This is a genomic window from uncultured Microbacterium sp. (assembly GCF_963528945.1).
Taxonomy (GTDB): domain Bacteria; phylum Actinomycetota; class Actinomycetes; order Actinomycetales; family Microbacteriaceae; genus Microbacterium.
Window position 1 is genome coordinate 1,247,667 of record NZ_CAURWX010000001.1, and the last position, 20,174, is coordinate 1,267,840.

Here is a 20,174-nt window from a genome sequence, read left to right on the forward strand (position 1 = left end):
TGCGCTCGCTAGGCTCGTGGCGTGACCGCTGCGCGCTTCCTCGTCGTCCTCGATGCCGATTCCACACTCATCCGCAACGAGGTGATCGAACTCCTCGCCGATGAGGCGGGCCGCGGCCCGGAGGTGCAGGCGGCGACCGAGGCCGCGATGCGCGGCGAGGTGGACTTCGCGACCAGCCTGCGGTCCCGCGTCGCGGCGCTGCGTGGGGTGCCGGTCGGTGCGTTCGAACGCGTCTGCACGCGCATCGAGCCCACCCCCGGCGTGCGCGAGCTCACCGCCGCCGTGCACGAACGCCGAGGGGTGGTGGGGGTCGTCTCCGGCGGTTTCAACGAGATCCTCGACGAGGTCGCCCCGACTCTCGGTGTCGACCGCTGGCGCGCGAACCGGCTCGTCGTGGCCGACGGATCTCTCACCGGCGAGGTCGACGGCGCGATCGTCGACGCCGAGGCGAAGGCCGCCTCCCTGCAGGAGTGGGCGCACGAGCTCGGTGTCGCCACGCACGCGACGATCGCGATCGGAGACGGCGCGAACGACCTGCGGATGATGGCCGTCGCCGGTCTCGGCATCGCCTTCAATGCCAAGCCCGCCGTTCGGCAGGCGGCGAGCCTCGTCGTCGGTCCGCAGGACCTGGCCGAGGTCATCCCCCTGCTGCCCTGAGCCGCTTCCGGATGTCTGCGGCGGCGAGTACCGTCGCCGCATGGACATCATCCTCATCCCCGGCCTCTGGCTCGACGCCGAGAGCTGGAGCGACGTGCTCCCCGCGCTCCGTGACGCCGGGCACCGCACGCATCCGGTGACCATGCGCGGGGTCGGCGAGCCGGCGACGGTATCCGCCGACGTGGGCGTGCGCGACTGGGTCGATCAGATCGTCGCGGCGATCGATGGACTGCCGGGCGACCGCCTGGCACTCGTCGGGCACAGCGGCGGAGGCAACGTGGCCTGGGCGGCGGCCGCTCGACGACCGGACCGCGTCGCGCGCGTGGTCCTCGTCGACACGGTGCCCCCGCCTCCGGGTGGCGCCATCAGCGAGTTCCCGATCGAGGACGGTGTGGTGCCGTTCCCCGGGTGGGACTTCTTCGACGACGACGACGTGCACGACCTCGACGACGTCGTGCGGGCGCGTACCGCCCCTCTCGCTCTCAGTGTGCCGGCGCGGGTACCGACCGACGCTCTGGATTTCGAGGGGGACGAGCGGTTCCGCGTTCCGGTGACCCTGCTGATGGGCGCGATGGATCGCGACGCGTTCGATGCCGTCATCGACGAGTGGGGAGCCTACGGCCGCGAGTATCGCGCGATCGAGTCGACCGAGGTGGTGCGACTCGGCACCGGGCACTGGCCGCAGTTCTCCGCGCCCGCCCGACTCGCGGCCGAGGTCGTGCGAGCGATCGATCGGTGAGAATGAGAAAGGGCGCCCGCCCGGGCGAGACCCGGACGAACGCCCTCCCGTTGGCGGAAGTCAGTGGCCCATGCCGAGTCCTCCGTCGACCGGGATGACGGCGCCCGAGATGTAGGCGGCGTCGTCGCCCGCCAGCCAGGTCACGACCCCGGCGACTTCGTCGGAGCTCGCGAAGCGACCCGCGGGGATGTTCGCCTTGTACTGCTTCTGGGTCTCCTCGGGCAGCTCGGCGGTCATGTCGGTCTCGATGAAGCCGGGAGCGACGACGTTCGCGGTGATGCCGCGTCCACCGAGTTCGCGGGTGAGCGACCGGGCGAAGCCGACGAGCGCGCTCTTCGAGGCCGAGTAGTTGATCTGGCCCGCCGACCCGTACAGTCCGACCACACTCGAGATGAGGATGACGCGGCCGAACCGTGCACGCAGCATGCCCTTGGACGCCCGCTTGACGACGCGGAACGCGCCGCCCAGGTTCGTGGCGACGACGCTGTCGAAGTCGTCCTCGCTCATGCGCAGCAGCAGCGTGTCCTTCGTGATGCCGGCGTTCGCGACCACGACCTCGACCGGTCCGAGCTCCTGCTCGACCTGGGTGAACGCGGCGTCGACGGCCGCGGCGTCCGTGACGTCGGCCCGCACCGTGAGAGTGCCCTCCGGACCTTCGCCGCTCCGCGCCGTCACGGCGACGCGGTACCCGTCGCGCACGAAACGCTCCGCGATCGCGCGTCCGATTCCGCGGTTGCCTCCGGTGACGAGGACGACGCGCTGCTCACTCATGTTCATTCGCTCCTGAAGATCTCGGGCCCGGGCATCCGGACCGCTCCGATCCTATCGACGACCGCATCCGCCCACCGAGCAGCGAGGTTTGACAGTGCATCGACACCCTGCCACCCTGGCTTCGACGAAAGGCGTTTCCGCGTGAGCGACTACACCACTCCTCCTTCTTCCGGCGGCCCCGCATACACTCCCCCGCCCGCCGCGCCGGCACAGCCGTACCAGGCGTATCCCGGCGCCGCACCGGCGTATCCCCCGGCGGGGCCCGGCCAGGCTCCCGCGGCGGTGCCGCCGGCTCCGGGCGCGGTGCAGCCCTACGGCGCCCCCTCCGGCTACGGCGCCGCTCCCGCCTACGGCGCAGCGCCCGGGTACGCCGCCCCGCAGGGCTACGCGCCCGGCGCCTACCCGCTCTACGCCGCGCCCCGACCGACGAGCGGGCTGGCCGTGACGTCGCTCGTGTGCGGGCTGGCGAGCTTCCTGCTGAGCTGGCTCTTCATCCCCGCGCTCGCCTCGATCGTCGCGGTGATCACCGGGCACATGGCGCTGAAGCGCACGAAGGAGGACCCGTCGCTCGGCGGTCGCGGCATGGCGTACGCCGGCCTCATCATCGGCTACGTCGTGATCGGCATCGGCGTGCTGACAGTCGGCATCATCGTCGCGAGCTTCTTCGCGGTCGGAGCCTTCACGCTCCCCTGGATCTACGCCAGCTGATATCGGTCGCGCGGGCTCTCCCCTGCTCCCACCGGCGTAGGCTGGAGGTACCGTGAACCGCAAGCGCGACGTCCCCGCCGTCACCTCCCTCCCGCAGTCCCCGCGCGAGGAAGGCGACCATCGTGTGCGCCGCTACGCGATCACGATGACCATCCGCATCGTCTGTTTCGCACTCATGGCGCTCGTGCAGCCGTACGGCTGGTACACCTGGGTCTTCGCGATCGCCGCCGCCGTGCTGCCCTACATCGCGGTCGTCTTCGCGAACGCCGGCAGCGACAGCACGGAGACGGCGGCGGAGTCCCCTCTGCAGGAGATCGAAGCTCCGGCGCCGGCACCCGAGCGCCCCGAGCCGAGCGCGCCTGCGTCGGACCCGCAGATCTTCACCCTCCACGAGAAGCCGCAGGACCGGTCGTGACCGACCTCATCTGCTCGCGCGCCGGATGCCGGAGCGCGGCGACGAAGCAGGTCGTGTGGCGCAACCCGCGCATCCACGCGGCCGACCGCGAGAAGATCTGGCTCGCGTGCGATGAGCATGTCGGGTTCCTTCGCGATTACCTCGCGGCCCGCGACTTCCCCGTGGCCGTCCGGGACGGAGTGCCGACATGAGCAATCGCGCGGTCCGGTGGAGCGTCTACGTGCTGATCGCGATCGGTTTCGCGATCGCGTGCGCCTTCCTCTCGCACTGGCAGTTCGAGCGGAACGAGTCACGCGCTGCTCAGATCGAGCTGGTCGAGCGCAACTACGACGCGACGCCCGTTCCGCTCGGTGAGCTCATCGGGGCGGACGGCGTGCTCGACCCCGAGGACGAATGGCACCCCGTCGTGCTGCGCGGCGAGTACCTCGCCGACGAGCAGCTCCTCGTGCGCAACCGCCCGCACGGCGGGACGAGCGCATTCGAGGTTCTGGTTCCGTTCCGCGACGCCGACGGCCGGGTGTTCATCGTCGATCGCGGTTGGGTTCCGCCCGGCGAGGGCGAGGCGCCGGATGCCGTTCCCGCTCCCCCGTCGGGGAAGGTCGAGGTCACCGTTCGGCTGCGCACCGACGAGCAGGTGCCGGCGTCCGGCCGTGGCGCACCCGACGGTCAGGTGCCGACGATCAACCTGCCGACCATCGCCGGTCTCGTGGGCGGTGACGTGATCACCGCCGCCTACGGCCAGCTCGTCTCGGAAGACCCGACGGGCACGCCCCTCGGTGGATTCGAGTCGCCCACCGACGACCCCGGACCCCACCTGTCGTACGCCATCCAGTGGATCCTGTTCGCGCTGATGGGCTTCATCTTCATCGTGTACATCATCCGCACCGAGATCGTGAAGCACCGCGAAGAGTCCGAGGGCGTCCCCCAGCCGGCTCGCGCACCCCGTCGCCGCGATCGCGATGCCGATGTCGAGGACGAACTGCTCGACGCGCGCTGAACCGCGCCCGCGAGGTGGGGAGCCGTCAGTCCCGCGTGACCGTGTGCGACCAGTCGCCCGCGTCTCGCGTGTAGACGATGCGCGTGTGGTGCCGGTCGCGCGCCCCCTGCCAGAACTCGATGCGCTCGGGAACGACCCGCCACAGCACCCATTCGTCCGCCCCGACCGCCTCCTGCGCCGCGGCCGATCGCGCCGCCAGGTCGGCCGCGCTCTCCTCACGCGGCGCCTCCTCGACCCGCCCGCGCACGCGCACGGCGCGGACGACCGGCTGCCACCAGAAGTTGAGCGCCGCCGCCGGGTGCGCGGCGAGCTGAGCGCCCTTCCTCGACTCGCGCGTGCTCGCGAAAGCCCAGCCGCGCTCGTCCACGCCTTTGAGGATGAGGGTGCGCGCATCGGGCATCCCCCGCTCGTCGACGGTCGCCAGCGTCGCGGCGTGCGCCTCGGCGACCCCGGCGTCGACCGCGCCGCGGATCCACTGCTCGAACAGCAGCTCGGGAGCATCCGGGAGCCCGGACGTGTCGAGGGCGGGCGCGGTCCCGCGCTGAGCGGGAAGGGCACGCAGCCAGGCGGACAGCTCGGGAGAAGTCGAAGGGGCGCTCACCCCTCGACTATGCCACCACCCGATGCCGGGCGGTCGCGACTCAGGCGAGCTCGATGAGGTCCTGGTACTCCTGGTTCCAGATGTCCTCGACGCCGTCGGGCAGGATCAGCACGCGCTCGGGGTTGAGCGACTGCACCGCTCCCGGGTCGTGCGACACCAGCACGACGGCACCCTCGTAGTGCGCCAGCGCCCCGAGGATCTCCTCCCGGGAGGCCGGGTCGAGGTTGTTCGTCGGCTCGTCGAGCAGCAGCAGGTTCGCCGACGACACCACGAGCGTGGCCAGCGACAGGCGCGTCTTCTCGCCGCCCGAGAGCACGCCCGCCGGCTTGAGCACGTCGTCGCCGGTGAAGAGGAACGAGCCGAGCACCTTGCGCGCCTCGGTCTCGGTGATGTGCGGCGCCGCCGAGACCATGTTCTCGAGCACCGAGCGGTTCACGTCGAGGTTCTCGTGCTCCTGGGCGTAGTACCCGACCTTGAGACCGTGCCCCGGCTCGAGCTGCCCGGTGTCGGGCTGGTCGACGCCGGCGAGCATGCGCAGCAGCGTCGTCTTGCCCGCACCGTTGAGGCCGAGCACGACGACCTTGGATCCGCGGTCGATCGCGAGGTCGACGTCGGTGAAGATCTCGAGCGAGCCGTACGACTTCGACAGCCCGGAGGCCATGAGCGGCGTCTTGCCGCACGGCGCCGGCTTCGGGAACCGCAGCTTGGCGACGCGGTCTTCCTGACGCACGTCGTCGAGGCCGGCGAGCAGCTTCTCGGCGCGCGCGATCATCTGGTGCGCTGCGGCGGCCTTCGAGGCCTTCGCGCCGAAGCGGGCGGCCTGCTGCTGCAGCGTCGTCGCCTTCTTCTCGGCGTTCGCGCGCTCCTTCTTGCGGCGCTCCTCGTCGGCGGCACGCTGCCGCAGGTAGTTCTTCCAGTTCATGTTGTAGATGTCGATGGCCTGGCGGTTGGCATCGAGGTAGAACACGCGGTTCACCGTCTCGCCCACGAGCTCGACATCGTGGCTGATGACGATCAGCCCGCCCTTGTAGTTCTTGAGGAACTCGCGCAGCCACACGACGCTGTCGGCGTCGAGGTGGTTGGTCGGCTCGTCGAGGATCATCGTCTGCGCATCGGAGAACAGGATGCGCGCGAGCTCGATACGACGACGCTGACCGCCCGAGAGAGTCGACAGCGGCTGGTCGAGGATGCGGTCGGGCAGCGAGAGGTTGTGCGCGATGGACGCCGCCTCGGCCTCGGCCGCGTAGCCGCCCTGTGCCTCGAACTTCTCGGTGAGTGCGGCGTACCGCTTCATGGCCTTGGCCGCCACAGCCGGGTCGTCCGACCCCATCGCGAGCGACGCCTCGGTCATGCCGAGGTTGAGCTGGCCGAGTCCGCGCGCGTCGAGGATGCGGGTGCGTGCGAGGTCTTCCGGGTTGCCCGAGCGCGGGTCCTGCGGCAGGTAGCCCAGCTCTCCCGACCGCGTGACCTTTCCGCCCGAGGGCAGCCCGTCTCCCGCGAGCACCTTGGTGAGCGTGGTCTTGCCCGCGCCGTTGCGGCCGACGAGACCGATCTTGTCGCCATCGGCGACGCGGAACGACACGTCCTGCATGAGCAGGCGTGCGCCCACGCGGATCTCGAGTTCGTGCACGGCGAGCACAGCTAACGTCCGTTCGTTCAGGTGGAAGGAGGCCGAGCGGCCAGCCCCCCAGTATATGCGGCCCGTTCGTGAGTCCGCCCCACGCCCGAGATCACCCCGCAGAGGGATGCGGTCGATACCGCAGAGGGATGCCCCGCGCCCTCTCCGCTTCCTACGGTGACGGAGTGGACCTCCTCAATGATCTGATCCTGCAGGCCGTGGCCTCGCCCTGGCTGCTCGTCGTGCTGTTCGTCGTCACGGTGGTCGACGGGTTCTTCCCGCCGGTCCCGAGCGAGACGGTGCTCGTCGCGGCGGCGGCGGTGTCGGTGAGCGACGGGGGAACCGGTCTGTTGGCGCTCGGCCTGGTCGCGGCGCTCGGGGCGACCGTGGGCGACAACATCGCTTTCCTGCTGGGTCGGCGCATCGGGGTGTCGCGATGGGGATGGATGCGCCGACCTCGGGTCGCCGCGGCCCTCGCGCACGCGGAGCGCGCCCTCGACGAACGCGGTGCCGCGCTGATCCTCGGTGCGCGGTACATCCCGGTCGGACGGGTCGCGGTCAACATGTCGGCCGGCGCGTTCGGGTATCCCTGGCGGCGCTTCCTGCCCCTCAGCGTGCTCGCGGGGCTCGGCTGGAGCGCGCTCAGCCTCGGCATCGGTCTGCTGGCCGGCAAGTGGGTGGAGGATCAGCCGCTCGTGGGTGCGCTCATCGGGGTGGCGGTCGCCGTGACGCTCGGCGTCGTGATCGACCGCTGCACCGCGGTGCGGCGCCGCCGTGGGGCGACCGCCCGCCTGGCAGGATGAGGATCATGCCCTCCCCTCGGCCTCGTGCGCGCATGAGCGGTCGATCGATCGCGCTCGTCGCGCTCGTCGTCACCGTCGCGACGCTGTACGCCGTCTTCGTCCCCGTGCACGCCGCGCTGTACGGCACCCCGCTGCCGCTCGCCTTCCTGCTGGGCGTCGCCGTGTGCGGCGCTCCGCTGCTCGCGCTCGTGCGCCCGTGGACGTCTGTCGTCGTGTTCTGCCTCGGCGCGTTCGCCTCGCCGCTCGTGGTGCAGGCGTGGGGAGGCGAATCGGCACCGTGGCCGTGGTCGGTGCCGGCGCTGCTGTCGTTCATCGTGTTCATCGGGGTCGTGACCGGCGTGCATGGAGTGCGGCGCGGCACGGTGCCGCTCGTCGTCGGGTCCGCCGGTGCGCTCGCGGCCCTTCTCCTGCGGCCCGACGTGCTCGCGCGCCCGGGCGTCGGGGCATCCGCAACCGCCGACCTCATCGTCACGTCCTCCCTCGCCTTCGCCGCGCTGCTCGTCGCCCTGCTGATCGCGAGCAGGGTGCGCGTCGGCGCCGAGCTGGTGCGGGAGCGTGAGCATGCGGCTGTCGAGGAATCCCGGCGCACCCTCGTCGAAGAGCGCACCCGTATCGCGCGGGAGCTGCACGACGTGATCGCCCACAGCATGTCGGTGATCCAGGTGCAGGCGTCGACCGCGAGGTACCGTCTGCCCACCCTCGACGACACGACAGCGGCGGAGTTCGACGACATCGCGGCGACCGCCCGAGCGTCGCTGACCGAGATGCGACGGATGCTCGGGGTGCTTCGCACCGAGGATCAGACCGCCGAGCTCGCTCCGCAGAACGGGATCGACGACATCCCCGCCCTCGTCGACACCATGCGGCGGGCCGGTGCCGAGATCGACCTGACCACATCGGGCGCGAGCAGCACCGTACGCGCCCCCGCCGCGGTGCAGATCGCGGCCTATCGCATCGTGCAGGAGAGCCTGAGCAACGCTGTACGCCACGCCCCCGGTGCGCGCATCACCGTTCAGGTGGCGCAGGCGGAGTCCGCCGTGCGCATCGACGTGCGCAACGACGTCCCCGCAGCGTCTGCCGGGGCTTCGGTCGGCCGCAGCGCGGGTCACGGTCTGCGCGGCATGAGCGAGCGAGCCGGACTGCTCGACGGCACGCTCACCGCCGGGGTCGGACCCGACGGCGACTGGACGGTCGATGCCCTCCTCCCCCTCGCACCCGATGACGGCGCCCCCGGCGCGACCGCATCCGCATCCGCATCCCCGGAGGATTCGTGACCATCACCGTGCTCATCGCCGACGACCAGGCCATGGTGCGGGCCGGCTTCGCCGCCCTGCTCGACGCGCACGACGGCATCCGCGTCGCCGGACAGGCCGCGACCGGCGCCGAGGCGGTCACCATGGCCGCGCGCCTCGACCCCGACGTCATCCTCATGGACGTCCGCATGCCGGATCTCGACGGTATCGAGGCGACCCGCCGCATCCTCGGTCCGACGTATCCCGCCGCGCGCGTGCCGCGCATCCTGATGCTGACGACGTTCGATATCGACGACTACGTCTACGACGCCCTGGAGGCCGGAGCATCCGGCTTCCTCCTGAAGGATGCGCTGCCGGAGGAGCTCGTGCACGCGGTTCGTGTGATCGCCGCCGGCGAGGCGCTCCTCGCGCCGAGCGTCACGCGACGTGTGATCGCGCAGTTCGCCGGCCGACGTCCGCGCACCCCGCGCGCGACGGCGACGCTCGCAGACCTCACCGACCGCGAGCGCGAGGTGCTCGTGCTCATCGGCCGCGGGCGATCCAACAGCGAGATCGCCGCCGACCTGTTCATCGCCGAGCAGACCGTCAAGACCCACGTGGGCAAGATCCTCGCCAAGCTCGGTGCACGCGACCGCGTCCATGCGGTGATCGTCGCGTACGACACCGGCCTCGTCGAGCCCGCCTGACTCCCCCCGTGGTACGGGTGCGGAACGGCACCGCGGGGTGATGCCCGCCGCAGCACCCGGTTCATAGCCTCCAGGAACACACGTTCCAGGAGGATCCATGACCGTCATCGCGGCCCCCGTCGCCCTTTCGCCCGCGCCGTCCGCCGTGCTCGGCCCACCCGCGGCTGCACGCTCCTCGAACGGTCGGGACACGGGTATCGATCTGCTCCGCGCCTTGTGCGTGGTCGGGGTCGTCGTGCTCCACGCGCTCATGGTGGGCGTCACCGTGACCGACGGCGCGCCGGTCTTCGACAACGCCAGCACGGGCACGTGGTGGATTATTCCGGTGAGCTGGCTCCTCCAGGTGATGCCGCTGTTCTTCGTGATCGGCGGGTTCTCGGGGTTTCTCGCGTACGAGGCGGCGCGTCGGCGAGGAGGCACCGCGGCCGCGTTCGTCACCGCACGGGTGCACCGCCTGCTCCGGCCCGCGCTCGTGGTGATCGGTGCCGTCGGCGCTCTGCTCGTGCTGCTCCTCGCCGCGGGCGTGCCCGCCGAGCTCGTCGCCGTCGCCGGCTACCGCTACGGTCAGCCGCTGTGGTTCCTGGGGGTGTTCATGCTCTGCCAGGCGCTGCTCCCGGCGTTGGTCGCCGCGCACCGCCGACGGCCCGCCATCGCCCTGCTGTCGCTCGTGGCTGCGGCCGTCGCCGTCGATGCCGCTCGCCTGACGACCGGCACCCCCGCGCTCGGGTTCCTCAACCTCGCCTTCGTCTGGCTCGCCCTGCAGCAGATCGGTTTCTTCCTCGCGGACGGACGCATCGACGCTCTCGGTCGTCGAACCCGGGCCGCGATAGGAGGCCTCGCGGTCGGACTCCTGCTGCTGACGGTCGTCACCGGCATCCACTCCCCCGACCTCATCGAGAACATCAACCCGCCGACCACCGCGCTGCTGCTCGTCGGGGTCGCGCACACCGCGCTCGTCTCCCTGCATCGCACACGCCTGACGCAGGCCAGCCGGCACCCGGTGGCCGCAGCGTTCAGCGCGTTCGTCAACCGGCGGACGATGACGATCTACCTGTGGCACATGCCGGTACTGCTCGCGATGGCCGGGGCGACCGCCCTCACCGCGCTCGTCGGCGGCATCGTGCTCGCGCCGGTCGGCAGCGTCGCCTGGATGGCGGAGCGCCCGATGTGGCTCCTCGTCACCCTCGCGCTCACTGCTTTGCTCGCCGTGCCGCTCGCACGCATCGAGAATCGAACCGCGTCCCCCGCGTCTCGATCACGGATCCGCGCTGCCCTCGCCGTAGCCGCCGGCCTCGCCGCCGTCGTGCTGCTGCTCGTCTGCGGCACAGGACCGGTGACCGCCGCGATCGCCGCGGCTCTCCTGGCCGGGGCGCTCCGACTCGCCCGTGCCTCCGCACGGGAACTCGGAGTTCACGCGCGCGACGTGTCTCGCGCCTCCTCCGCCGCGTGACCGAGGCGGAGCCCCGGCACGAAGGCGAGCGAGACCAGGGCGAGGCAGATCGCGAAGACGACCCAGAAGACTCCGGTACCGCCGCCCAGGGTCGCGACGGCGAGCCCCGCGACGGCGATCGTCACCGCCGATCCGGTGGCATCGGAGATCGACAGCGCCGACGAGTTGAAGCCCTGGTCGGCCTCGTCCGAGTACGCCAGCGTCAGCACGGTCAGGCGCGGGTAGAGCAGGCCCATCGCCCCGCCGGCCAGACCCCACCCGATCACCACGATCGCCGGCGGGAGCGTGAGCACCGCGGTCAGGAGCACGCCGATGAGCGCCGTCGTCAGCAGTGCGAGGCTGATGAGCGTGATGCGGTGGTTGCCGAGCCGCTCGCCGTAGCGCCCCTGCAGAGCGGATGCGCTCGCCCAGGCCAACGCGGCGAACATCAACGCCACTCCGGCCCAGGTCGCGGTCCATCCGAACTTCTCCATCAGGAGATAGGGAATGTAGGCCTCGGTCGCGAAGAACGCTCCGGCCACGATGCCGCGCATCAGCACGACGCTCGGCAGGCCGCGCCCGGCGCGGAGCGTGCGCCGAGGCAGCAGCGGCAGGATCGCGAGACCGATCGCCACGAGCGCGGCGACCGCGACCGCCCACCCGAGCCCGCGTGCCATGTCGGCGGTGAAGCCGATGACCACGGCCAGGACGGCCACCACCACGGCGAGCAGCAGCCGCAGCGCGACGACACGGCGGTCCTGCGGCTCGCCGTGGCCGAGGTCGACGCCGCGCAGCCGCAGAGCGATGATCACGAACGCGATCGCCGTGAGCACGGCCACGCCGAGGAACGCCCATCGCCAGTCGAGGTACTCGGCCACAGCGCCCGCGAGGAACGGGCCGATCATCGAGGGCACGACCCAGGCCGCCGCGAACGCCGCGAAGATGCGCCCGTGCAGGTGTGGTGGGTACAGGCGCGCGACGACGACGTACAGGGCAACGGTCTGCCCGCCCGCGCCCAGTCCCTGCACCAGGCGACCGAGGAGGAACTGGTGCATGGTGAAGGCGAGGCCCGAGATCAGCAGCCCGGCGAGGAACAGGGCCACGGCGAGGTACAGCGCTCCGCGCGGACCGCGGGCATCCGACCAGGCCCCGGCCGCCACCATGCCGATGACGCTCGTCGCGAGCGTGCCGGCGAAGGCGACCGCATAGAGCGAGGCGCCGTCGAGCGCGTCGCTCACGATCGGCATCACCGTGGTGACCGCGAGCGCTTCGATCGCCGCGAGGAAGATGAGGGCGACGGCCCCTCCCGTCACCCAGATGCGGGTGCGGTCCCAGATCGAGGCGACGGGCTCGGCCGCGGTCATCGGCGCACGAGCGCCGCGATGCGCTCGATGGCCTCGGTGAGGATCTCGGGACCGGTCCCGAAGTTGAGACGCACGTAGCCCGTGCCCTCCGCGCCGAACGCGGCCCCGTCGTGCAGGGCGACGCGCCCCTCGCGGAGGATGCGTCGAGCCGGGTTGTCGCCCCAGTCGAGCGCGCGCAGGTCGATCCAGGCGAGGTACCCGGCGTCCGGTACCCGATACCGCGCACCCGGGAGGTGACGCGCGAGCAGATCCTCCACGAGCACGCGGTTCTCGTCGAGCGTGTGCAGGAGGCCGTCGAGCCACGCGTCGCTCTCCTCCGAGAAGGCGGCCACCGCGGCGAGCAGCCCGAACTGCCCCGTGCGCCACACGACCTCGATCGGAAGCTCGCGGAGCACCGCGTGCGTGCGGTCGTCGTCCGCCACCATGAGCGCGCACTTGAGCCCGGCCAGGTTGAAGGCCTTGCTCGCGCTCACCACGGCGAAGCCCACGCGACGGGCCGCCTCGCTCACCGCGAGGAACGGCGTGAAACCGGCGTCCGGTTGCGCGAGGGGAGCATGGATCTCGTCCGACACGACGATCGCGTCGAACTCGTCGACGAGCTCGGCCAGCTGCTCGAGCGCCGCCCGCGAGTGCACGGTTCCGGTGGGGTTGTGCGGGCTGCAGAGCAGCACGGCACGCGCGCCGTCCTCGAGGGCGGTGCGGATGCCGGGGAGATCGAGTTCCCAGTCGATCCCCGTGTCGCGGAGCGGGACCCGTACGACGTCGGCGCCCGCCTCCTCGACGAGGTCGTAGAACGGCGGATAGACCGGAGGCATGACGATCACGCCCTCCCCCGGCTGGGTGACGCGGCGGAGGATCTCGACGATCCCCATGCTGACGTCGGCCGTGCTGCGGATGCGAGCCGGGTCGGCATCCCACCCGAAGCGGCGCCGGGCGAACCCGGCATAGGCCTCAGCGAGTGGAGTGCGTGACGCGACGTAACCGGTGTCGCCCGCGTCGAGCGCGCGCTGCAGCGCGGTGGTGATCGCGGGTGCGAGGGGGAAGTCGGTCTCGGCGACGAAGAGCGGCAGGACGTCGTCCGGGTACTCGCGCCACTTCTCGCTCGTCCGCTGCCGCAGCTCCGCCAGCGGCAGCGCCTTCACCTCGAGCATCCCCGCTCCTCGTTCTCGTACGCGTCCGTCAGCGGGCGCGCGGATGCGACCCCGCCATCCCGGGGTCGGCGCAGCCCTCAGATCGCGAAGCCGAGGGCCCGCATCATGTCGCGGCCGTCGTCGGTGATCCGCTCGGGGCCCCACGGCGGCATCCACACCCAGTTGATGCGGAATCGATCGACGACGTTGTCCAGCGCCTGCGCCGTCTGCTCCTCCAGCACGTCGGTGAGCGGGCAGCCGGCGCTGGTCAGCGTCATGTGGATCACCAGGGCGTTGTTCTCGTCGTCCCAGGCGAGGTCGTAGATGAGTCCGAGGTCGACGACGTTGATCCCGAGCTCGGGATCCATGACGTCCTTGAGTGCCTCGGTGACCTCGTCGTACTTCTCGTCGGTCAGCGTCGCGGTCATTCCGCCAGCCTACGCTTCGAGAGGGGCGGCGGGGTCGAGGAAGCGGTCGTAACCCTCGTCCTCGAGGCGGTCGGCGAGCTCGGGTCCGCCCTGCTCGACGATCTTGCCGGCCACGACGACGTGCACGTAGTCCGGGCGGATGTACCGCAGGATGCGCGTGTAGTGCGTGATGAGCAGCACGCCGAGGCCCGTGGCCTCCTTGGCGCGGTTCACGCCCTCCGACACGATCTTCAGCGCGTCGACGTCGAGACCCGAGTCGGTCTCGTCGAGCACGGCGAACTTCGGCTGGAGCACCTCGAGCTGGAGGATCTCGTGACGCTTCTTCTCGCCGCCCGAGAAGCCCTCGTTGACGTTGCGCTGCGCGAACTTCGGGTCCATGCGCAGGTTGGCCATGGCCGACTTGACGTCCTTGGTCCAGGCGCGGATCGACGGCGCCTCGCCGTCGAGGGCGGTCTTCGCGGTGCGCAGGAAGTTGGTGACCGTGACCCCGGGGATCTCGACCGGGTACTGCATCGCGAGGAACAGGCCGGCGCGGGCTCGCTCGTCGACGCTCATCTCGAGCACGTCCGCACCGTCGAAGGTGATGGAGCCGCTGGTCACGGTGTACTTCGGGTGCCCGGCGATCGTGTACGCGAGGGTCGACTTGCCCGAGCCGTTGGGGCCCATGATGGCGTGCGTCTCACCGGTCTTCATGGTCAGGGTGATTCCGTTGAGGATCGGGGTGGTCCCCGCCTCGGTCTCGACCGTCACGTGGAGGTCGCGGATCTCGAGAACAGACATTCAGATTTCCTTTGTCACAGTCGGGTCGATGAGCACGTCGTCGCCGTCGATCTCGACGACGTAGACGGGGACGGGCTCGTAAGCAGGGAGGTTCTGGGGCTTGCCGGTCAGCAGCGAGAACGCCGAGCCGTGCGCCCAGCACTCCACCGTGTCGCCCTCGACGAAGCCCTCGGAGAGCGAGATGTCGCCGTGGGTGCAGGTGTCGCCGATCGCGTGGATCACGCCGTCGCCGTCTTTGATGACGGTGATCGCGACGCCGTCCGGCTCCACGCGGAGCGGGGTGTCCTGCTCGAGGTCCGCGACTCCGCAGACGCGCTGCGCGGTCATCGGGCGACCTCCGCGAGCTCGGCCTCGATCGCGGCGAGGAGCTCGGCCTCGAGGGCGGGGATGCCGAGACGCTGCACGACATCGCTGAGGAAGCCGAGCACCACCAGGCGGCGCGCTTCCTCTTCGGTGATCCCGCGGGCCTGCAGGTAGAACAGCTGCTCGTCGTCGAAACGGCCCGTGGCGCTCGCGTGACCGGCGCCGACGATGTCGCCGGTCTCGATCTCGAGGTTCGGGATCGAGTCGGCGCGCGCGCCCTCGGTCAGCACGAGGTTGCGGTTCGCCTCGTACGAGTCGGTGCCCGTGGCATCCGGGCCGATCAGCACGTCGCCGATCCACACGCTGTGCGCACTCGCACCCTGCAGGGCGCCCTTGTAGAGCACGTCTCCGGTGGTGTGCGCGCCCTTGTGGTGCAGGTAGACCTGGCTCTCGAGGTGCTGTCCGGCGTCGGCGTACGAGAGTCCGTAGAGGTAGCCCTCCGACCCGGAGCCCGCGAGCTCGACGTTCGGGTTCACCCGCACGACGCCGCCGCCGAAGCTGATGACGAAGTGCTTCAGCGTCGCGTCGGCGTCGACACGCGCCTGGTGGGCCGCGGCGTGCACCGCGTCGTCCTCCCAGCGCTGCAGGCTCACGACGGTGAGCTTCGAGCCGGCCCGTGCGATGATCTCGACGTTCTGCGCGTACGCGGCGGCGCCCACGTGGTCGAGGACCACCGTGGCGGAGCTGTGCTCGAGCGCCTCGATGACGAGGTGACCGTCGGCGCGACGCCCCGCACCCTCACCCCGGAGGGTCACGAGAATGGGCTCGGCGACCTCCTCCTCGCGCGGGATGCGGACATGCATGGCCTCGGCGGCACCCTGCCACGCCACGGCGGCGGTCACGTCTTCCGGGCGGAAGAACTCGCCGCGCGGCGCGGTCTCTGCCGCCAGCGGCGCGGAGACGTACTGCTCCCCCGCGCTCACCGTGATCGAGACGCCGTCGTTCGACGCCGCGGGCTGGAAGAGCTCCGCGAGCGCAGCGACGGGCGTGTGCTTCCAGTTGACCTCGCGGCCGGTCGGCGCACCGAAATCGGTCGGGTCGAACGAGTGCGGGCGTTCGGATCGGGTCTGCACCGGCACGAAGCCGGCGTCGGCCACCTGGGCGGCGGGGTCCACGTGCGCGTTCGTAGAATGCGACGCCGTGGGCGTCGTCGTCGGGGAGGTCATCTCAGCCGACCGATCCTTCCATGCCCATCTCGATGAGCTTGTTCAACTCCATGGCGTACTCCATCGGCAGCTCGCGCGCGATCGGCTCGATGAAGCCGCGCACGATCATGGCCATCGCCTCGTCTTCGGGCATGCCGCGCGACTGCAGGTAGAAGAGCTGCTCCTCGCTGACCTTCGAGACCGTGGCCTCGTGGCCGAGCTGCACGTCGTCGACGCGGATGTCGATCGCCGGGTAGGTGTCGGAGCGCGACTTCGTGTCGACCAGCAGCGCGTCGCAGCGCACGGTGTTCGCCGAGTGGTGCGCGGCGGCATCCACCCGCACCTCACCGCGGTAACCCGCACGTCCGCCACCACGGGCGATCGACTTCGAGACGATCGACGACTGCGTGTAGGGCGCCATGTGGATCATCTTCGCGCCGGCGTCCTGGTGCTGACCCGGGCCCGCGAACGCGACCGACAGCGTCTCGCCCTTGGCGTGCTCGCCCATGAGGTAGATCGACGGGTACTTCATCGTCACCTTCGAGCCGATGTTGCCGTCGACCCATTCCATCGTCGCGCCCTCGTGGGCCACGGCCCGCTTGGTGACGAGATTGTACACGTTGTTCGACCAGTTCTGGATCGTCGTGTACCGCACGCGGGCGTTCTTCTTCACGATGATCTCGACGACCGCGGAGTGCAGCGAGTCGGACTTGTAGATCGGCGCCGTGCAGCCCTCGATGTAGTGCACGTAGCTGTCTTCATCGGCGATGATCAGCGTGCGCTCGAACTGGCCCATGTTCTCGGTGTTGATGCGGAAGTAGGCCTGCAGCGGGATCTCGACGTGCACGCCCTTGGGCACGTACACGAACGACCCGCCCGACCACACAGCCGTGTTCAGGGCGGCGAACTTGTTGTCGCCCGCGGGGATGACGCTGCCGAAGTACTCCTCGAAGAACTCGGGGTGCTCGCGGAGCGCGGTGTCGGTGTCCATGAAGATGACACCCTGCTGCTCCAGATCCTCGCGGATCTGGTGGTAGACGACCTCGGACTCGTACTGCGCGGCGACACCGGCGACCAGGCGCTGACGCTCGGCCTCCGGGATGCCCAGACGCTCGTAGGTCTCGCGGATGTCTGCGGGAAGGTCTTCCCACGACTGCGCCTGCTTCTCGGTGGAGCGCACGAAGTACTTGATGTTGTCGAAGTCGATGTCGCTGAGGTCGGCGCCCCAGGTGGGCATCGGCTTGCGGTCGAACAGCGAGAGACCCTTGAGGCGGGTCTTGAGCATCCACTCGGGTTCGGACTTGAGCGCGGAGATGTCGCGCACGACGGCCTCCGAGAGTCCGCGCCGGGCACTGGCACCCGCGGCATCGGCGTCGTGCCAGCCGAACTCGTACACCCCCAGCCCATCGAGCTCCGGGCGGTCGATCAGCACATCCGACATCACACTCTCCTTTTGGACCTCAACGGTGTCATCCGCCCCGACACACCTGATCCCCGTCGAGTATGCGGGGAGCGGGTGCCGCTGGTGGGCCCTCATCTCCGGCGCATCCATCGCGCCTAAACTGTTACCGATGCTCCAGCGCCCGCGGGCGCCCATCGCAACAATCCGATTCTACAGGCTCCGCTTCGCGGACGGGCCGCCCGGTCCGCCCTGCGCGGCGCCGGAGGCACCATGCACGTCAGCGCCACATCCCCGACTCTCGCCGCGAACGCACCGACGGACGCCGCGAACCCGCGCAGCGGTCTCTGGGGCCGGGCCCTGCGCATCTTCGCCTGGCTCTCGTTCCTCACCGAGACCATCATCATCGGCACCGGCGGCGCCGTGCGGTTGACCGGTTCGGGACTCGGATGCTCGGAGTGGCCGCTGTGCACCCCGGCGTCGCTCGTTCCGCATTACGAGGTCGACGGCATCCACGGCCTCATCGAGTTCGGCAACCGGCTCATGACCGGCGTGGTGGGAGTGGTGGCGCTGGTCGTGGTGCTCCTCGTGCTCGTACGCACCACGGGGCGCCCGGCGCTGATGCTCACCCTTCGTTACGCGCTCGGCGGAATCGTGGGCGCCGCGATCATGTACGCGGCCGCGACGCCCTTCGGCAAGGCCGCGTTCCCCCTCGCGGTCGCAGTGCTCCTGGCCGCGGTGATCGCCGCCGCGGTGCACACCTCGCGTCGCACCGCCGCCCACCGCGACCTCGTCGCGCTCGCCTGGATCGTGTTCGCCGGTGTGCTCGCGCAGGCGCTCGTGGGCGGCATCACGGTGCTCACCGGCCTGAACCCGTTCATCGTCGGGTTCCACTACACGTCATCGCTCCTGCTGGTGTGCGTGACCGCCGCCTTCCTCGTGCGGCTCTACGCGGCGCCGGGTCGTCGTGAGCGCGCCGTGCCGACCTGGTTCGCGATCCTCACCCACGTCACCGGACTCGCTCTCGCCGTGACCATCCTGTTCGGCGTGCTCACGACGGGATCGGGGCCCCACTCCGGCGATCAGGACGTCGCCCGCCACGGCTTCGACGCCACCGTGCTGGCCCACGTGCACTCCTGGCCGGGCTACATCCTGGCGGCGCTCGTGCTGACGCTGACGATCGGGGCTTGGATGCGGAAGCTGCCTCCGCGTCGGTGGCTGCTCGTGCTGGTCGTCGCGATCGTCGTGCAGGTGGGCGTCGGCGTCTGGCAGGCGCGCGAGGGCCTGCCGCCGCTGCTGGTGGGCATCCACATGGTGCTTGCGTCGCTCTCGGCGGCCGCGTACACCGTGGTCGTGCTCCACCTCCAGCGCCCCGTGGGCGAGCAGACCCACGGTCGGGGCCGCTCGGAAGCCGAGGCTCCGGGCGTTACGACCGCTCGGTGACGCCGGGCCGCTTCGACGGCCAGCCGATCCATAGCCGCCGCATACCGGGCTCATCGGAGCGGCGGTGAGGGTGGGGGGCATGAACACTCCCCTTTCCCCGGCTCCCTCCCGTACCGTCGCCCGTACTGTCTGGTTCTGGCTGCTCCTCACGCTCTCGCTCGCGGCGGCCGCCGTCGGAGGTTGGCTGATCTCGGGCCAGGTATCCACCATGACCGCCACCCTGCTCGACGGCACGGCGACCGGTGTCGAGGTGTACGTCGGGCAGTCGCTGATCGTCGTCGGGGCCGCCGTGTTGGGCGCGGGTGTGCTCGGCATCCTGATCGCGGTCGCCCTGCTCGCCGCGCAGGCGCTGGTGCCCGCGCCCGTTACGCCGGTCGTCGAGGACGTTGCGATCGTCGCGGAGCCGGTGGTCGCCGAGGATGCGGCGACCGTCGCGGAGCCGGTGATCGCCGAGGATGCGGCGACCGTCGCGGAGCCGGTGATCGACGACGAGGCGTCAGTCGTCGAGCCCGCCGAGGCCGAGGAGGATCAGAACGGCAGCAGCGGGTCGACCGCGACGGCGACGAAGATCAACGTCAAGTAGGTGATCGAGGCGTGGAAGACGCGCATCGGCCGCGCCTCGGTCCCCCGCACCGCCCGGTTGTACAGACGGTGCGATTCGTAGATGAACCATCCGCCGAACACCAGCGCCGACACGGTGTAGACCACGCCCATGCCCGCGATGGGCACGAGAAGCAGCGAACAGGCCACGGTCGCCCAGGCGTACAGGATGACCTGGAGGCCGACCTGCGACGCGTTGCGCGTGACGCCCAGCATGGGGACGTCGACGTCGTCGTAGTCGTCGCGGTACTTCATCGACAGCGGCCAGTAGTGCGGCGGCGTCCAGAGGAAGATCAGCACGAACAGGATGAATGCGGGCCAGTCCAGCGAGCCGGTAACGGCTGCCCAGCCGATGAGCACGGGGAAGCATCCGGCGATGCCGCCCCAGACGATGTTCTGCTCGGTGCGCCGCTTGAGGATCATCGTGTAGATGACGACGTAGAAGAAGATCGCGGATGCCGAGAGCGTCGCCGCGAGCCAGTTGGTGGTGACCGCGAGCCAGACCGTCGACACGACGGCCAGCGTCCACGAGAAGATCAGAGCGCCGCGCGGGGTGATCTCCCCCGTCACGAGCGGTCGGTTCTCGGTGCGGTGCATGTGCGCGTCGATGTCGCGGTCGAGATACATGTTGAACGCGGCGGCCGAACCGGCGCTCATCGACCCGCCGATCACCGTGGCGAGCACGAGCCAGAGGTCGGGCATCCCGCCCTCTGCCAGGAACATCACCGGCACCGTCGACACCAGCAGCAGCTCGAGGACGCGGGGTTTGGTGAGGGCGACGTAGGCCTTGACGGTGCGACCGATGGACCGCTTCGCCACCGCCTGATCAGACATGGTCGAGATCT

At 70.5% G+C, this 20,174-nt stretch carries 23 protein-coding genes; 12 read left to right on the top strand and 11 right to left on the bottom strand.

The window, feature by feature from the left end; genetic code table 11:
- Positions 1-21 precede the first annotated feature (21 nt).
- Both serB and RWS82_RS05940 read left to right on the top strand, forming a co-directional pair.
- Positions 22-657: a phosphoserine phosphatase SerB gene (gene serB / locus RWS82_RS05935; protein ID WP_314647785.1), complete on the top strand. Its 636-nt coding sequence runs from the start codon at positions 22-24 to the stop codon at positions 655-657.
- 40 nt (positions 658-697) lie between these two features.
- A complete protein-coding gene (locus RWS82_RS05940) occupies positions 698-1,396 on the top strand; it encodes an alpha/beta fold hydrolase (protein WP_314647787.1) in 699 nt (232 codons plus the stop codon).
- Between the two features lie 60 nt (positions 1,397-1,456).
- Here the strand turns inward: RWS82_RS05940 and fabG are convergent, their stop codons facing one another.
- Positions 1,457-2,167, bottom strand: coding sequence for a 3-oxoacyl-ACP reductase FabG (fabG, locus tag RWS82_RS05945; protein ID WP_314647789.1), 711 nt, complete (start codon positions 2,165-2,167; stop codon positions 1,457-1,459).
- A gap of 141 nt (positions 2,168-2,308) precedes the next feature.
- On the opposite strand from fabG, the gene RWS82_RS05950 reads away from it, so the two are divergent.
- From RWS82_RS05950 to RWS82_RS05965, 4 genes are read left to right on the top strand one after another with little or no spacing between them, the layout of a single operon-like run.
- Positions 2,309-2,875, top strand: coding sequence for a DUF4190 domain-containing protein (locus tag RWS82_RS05950; RefSeq protein ID WP_314647791.1), 567 nt, complete (start codon positions 2,309-2,311; stop codon positions 2,873-2,875).
- A gap of 52 nt (positions 2,876-2,927) precedes the next feature.
- On the top strand, positions 2,928-3,290 hold the full coding sequence (locus RWS82_RS05955) for a DUF3099 domain-containing protein (RefSeq protein WP_314647792.1): 363 nt from the start codon (positions 2,928-2,930) through the stop codon (positions 3,288-3,290).
- Positions 3,287-3,481 carry a hypothetical protein gene (locus RWS82_RS05960; protein WP_314647794.1) on the top strand — a complete coding sequence of 65 codons (195 nt, stop codon included), beginning with the start codon at positions 3,287-3,289 and terminating at the stop codon, positions 3,479-3,481. The genes RWS82_RS05955 and RWS82_RS05960 overlap by 4 nt, the downstream gene beginning before the upstream one ends.
- On the top strand, positions 3,478-4,287 hold the full coding sequence (locus RWS82_RS05965) for an SURF1 family protein (protein ID WP_314647796.1): 810 nt from the start codon (positions 3,478-3,480) through the stop codon (positions 4,285-4,287). Before RWS82_RS05960 ends, RWS82_RS05965 begins: the two co-directional genes overlap by 4 nt.
- Before the next feature lie 25 nt (positions 4,288-4,312).
- Here the strand turns inward: RWS82_RS05965 and RWS82_RS05970 are convergent, their stop codons facing one another.
- Both RWS82_RS05970 and RWS82_RS05975 read right to left on the bottom strand, forming a co-directional pair.
- Entirely contained in the window at positions 4,313-4,888 is a 576-nt protein-coding gene (locus RWS82_RS05970; RefSeq protein WP_314647798.1) for a pyridoxamine 5'-phosphate oxidase family protein, read from the bottom strand.
- Positions 4,889-4,928: 40 nt separating this feature from the next.
- Positions 4,929-6,527 carry an ABC-F family ATP-binding cassette domain-containing protein gene (locus RWS82_RS05975; RefSeq protein WP_314647800.1) on the bottom strand — a complete coding sequence of 533 codons (1,599 nt, stop codon included), beginning with the start codon at positions 6,525-6,527 and terminating at the stop codon, positions 4,929-4,931.
- Positions 6,528-6,691: 164 nt separating this feature from the next.
- Here RWS82_RS05975 and RWS82_RS05980 point away from each other — a divergent pair, with 164 nt between their 5' ends.
- The 4 genes from RWS82_RS05980 (at position 6,692) to RWS82_RS05995 (ending at position 10,698) form a co-directional block, all read left to right on the top strand.
- Entirely contained in the window at positions 6,692-7,309 is a 618-nt protein-coding gene (locus tag RWS82_RS05980) for a VTT domain-containing protein (protein ID WP_314647801.1), read from the top strand.
- Positions 7,310-7,341: 32 nt separating this feature from the next.
- Positions 7,342-8,583 carry a histidine kinase gene (locus tag RWS82_RS05985; RefSeq protein ID WP_314647803.1) on the top strand — a complete coding sequence of 414 codons (1,242 nt, stop codon included), beginning with the start codon at positions 7,342-7,344 and terminating at the stop codon, positions 8,581-8,583.
- Entirely contained in the window at positions 8,580-9,248 is a 669-nt protein-coding gene (locus RWS82_RS05990) for a response regulator transcription factor (RefSeq protein WP_314647804.1), read from the top strand. Before RWS82_RS05985 ends, RWS82_RS05990 begins: the two co-directional genes overlap by 4 nt.
- Positions 9,249-9,345: 97 nt before the next feature.
- Positions 9,346-10,698: an acyltransferase gene (locus tag RWS82_RS05995; protein ID WP_314647805.1), complete on the top strand. Its 1,353-nt coding sequence runs from the start codon at positions 9,346-9,348 to the stop codon at positions 10,696-10,698.
- Here the strand turns inward: RWS82_RS05995 and RWS82_RS06000 are convergent.
- The 7 genes from RWS82_RS06000 to sufB all read right to left on the bottom strand — a co-directional run bounded on the left by RWS82_RS06000 (position 10,659) and on the right by sufB (position 17,328).
- Positions 10,659-12,041 carry an MFS transporter gene (locus tag RWS82_RS06000; RefSeq protein ID WP_314647806.1) on the bottom strand — a complete coding sequence of 461 codons (1,383 nt, stop codon included), beginning with the start codon at positions 12,039-12,041 and terminating at the stop codon, positions 10,659-10,661. The genes RWS82_RS05995 and RWS82_RS06000 overlap by 40 nt on opposite strands.
- On the bottom strand, positions 12,038-13,192 hold the full coding sequence (locus RWS82_RS06005; RefSeq protein WP_314647807.1) for an aminotransferase class I/II-fold pyridoxal phosphate-dependent enzyme: 1,155 nt from the start codon (positions 13,190-13,192) through the stop codon (positions 12,038-12,040). Before RWS82_RS06005 ends, RWS82_RS06000 begins: the two co-directional genes overlap by 4 nt.
- Before the next feature lie 77 nt (positions 13,193-13,269).
- Complete coding sequence (locus RWS82_RS06010; protein ID WP_314647808.1) at positions 13,270-13,599, bottom strand: metal-sulfur cluster assembly factor; 330 nt, start codon at positions 13,597-13,599, stop codon at positions 13,270-13,272.
- A gap of 9 nt (positions 13,600-13,608) precedes the next feature.
- Entirely contained in the window at positions 13,609-14,379 is a 771-nt protein-coding gene (gene sufC, locus RWS82_RS06015) for a Fe-S cluster assembly ATPase SufC (RefSeq protein ID WP_314647809.1), read from the bottom strand.
- Positions 14,380-14,706, bottom strand: coding sequence for a non-heme iron oxygenase ferredoxin subunit (locus tag RWS82_RS06020; RefSeq protein WP_314647811.1), 327 nt, complete (start codon positions 14,704-14,706; stop codon positions 14,380-14,382).
- On the bottom strand, positions 14,703-15,908 hold the full coding sequence (gene sufD / locus RWS82_RS06025; protein WP_314647812.1) for a Fe-S cluster assembly protein SufD: 1,206 nt from the start codon (positions 15,906-15,908) through the stop codon (positions 14,703-14,705). The genes RWS82_RS06020 and sufD overlap by 4 nt, the downstream gene beginning before the upstream one ends.
- A 1-nt stretch (position 15,909) precedes the next feature.
- Positions 15,910-17,328: a Fe-S cluster assembly protein SufB gene (sufB, locus tag RWS82_RS06030; RefSeq protein WP_314647813.1), complete on the bottom strand. Its 1,419-nt coding sequence runs from the start codon at positions 17,326-17,328 to the stop codon at positions 15,910-15,912.
- Between the two features lie 231 nt (positions 17,329-17,559).
- Here sufB and RWS82_RS06035 point away from each other — a divergent pair, with 231 nt between their 5' ends.
- Together RWS82_RS06035 and RWS82_RS06040 are read left to right on the top strand one after the other, a co-directional pair.
- Positions 17,560-18,729 carry a COX15/CtaA family protein gene (locus tag RWS82_RS06035; RefSeq protein ID WP_314647815.1) on the top strand — a complete coding sequence of 390 codons (1,170 nt, stop codon included), beginning with the start codon at positions 17,560-17,562 and terminating at the stop codon, positions 18,727-18,729.
- A 79-nt stretch (positions 18,730-18,808) separates the two neighbouring features.
- On the top strand, positions 18,809-19,312 hold the full coding sequence (locus RWS82_RS06040; protein ID WP_314647816.1) for a hypothetical protein: 504 nt from the start codon (positions 18,809-18,811) through the stop codon (positions 19,310-19,312).
- Here the strand turns inward: RWS82_RS06040 and RWS82_RS06045 are convergent.
- Complete coding sequence (locus RWS82_RS06045; RefSeq protein WP_400190071.1) at positions 19,258-20,172, bottom strand: heme o synthase; 915 nt, start codon at positions 20,170-20,172, stop codon at positions 19,258-19,260. The genes RWS82_RS06040 and RWS82_RS06045 overlap by 55 nt on opposite strands.
- Positions 20,173-20,174: the final 2 nt, after the last annotated feature.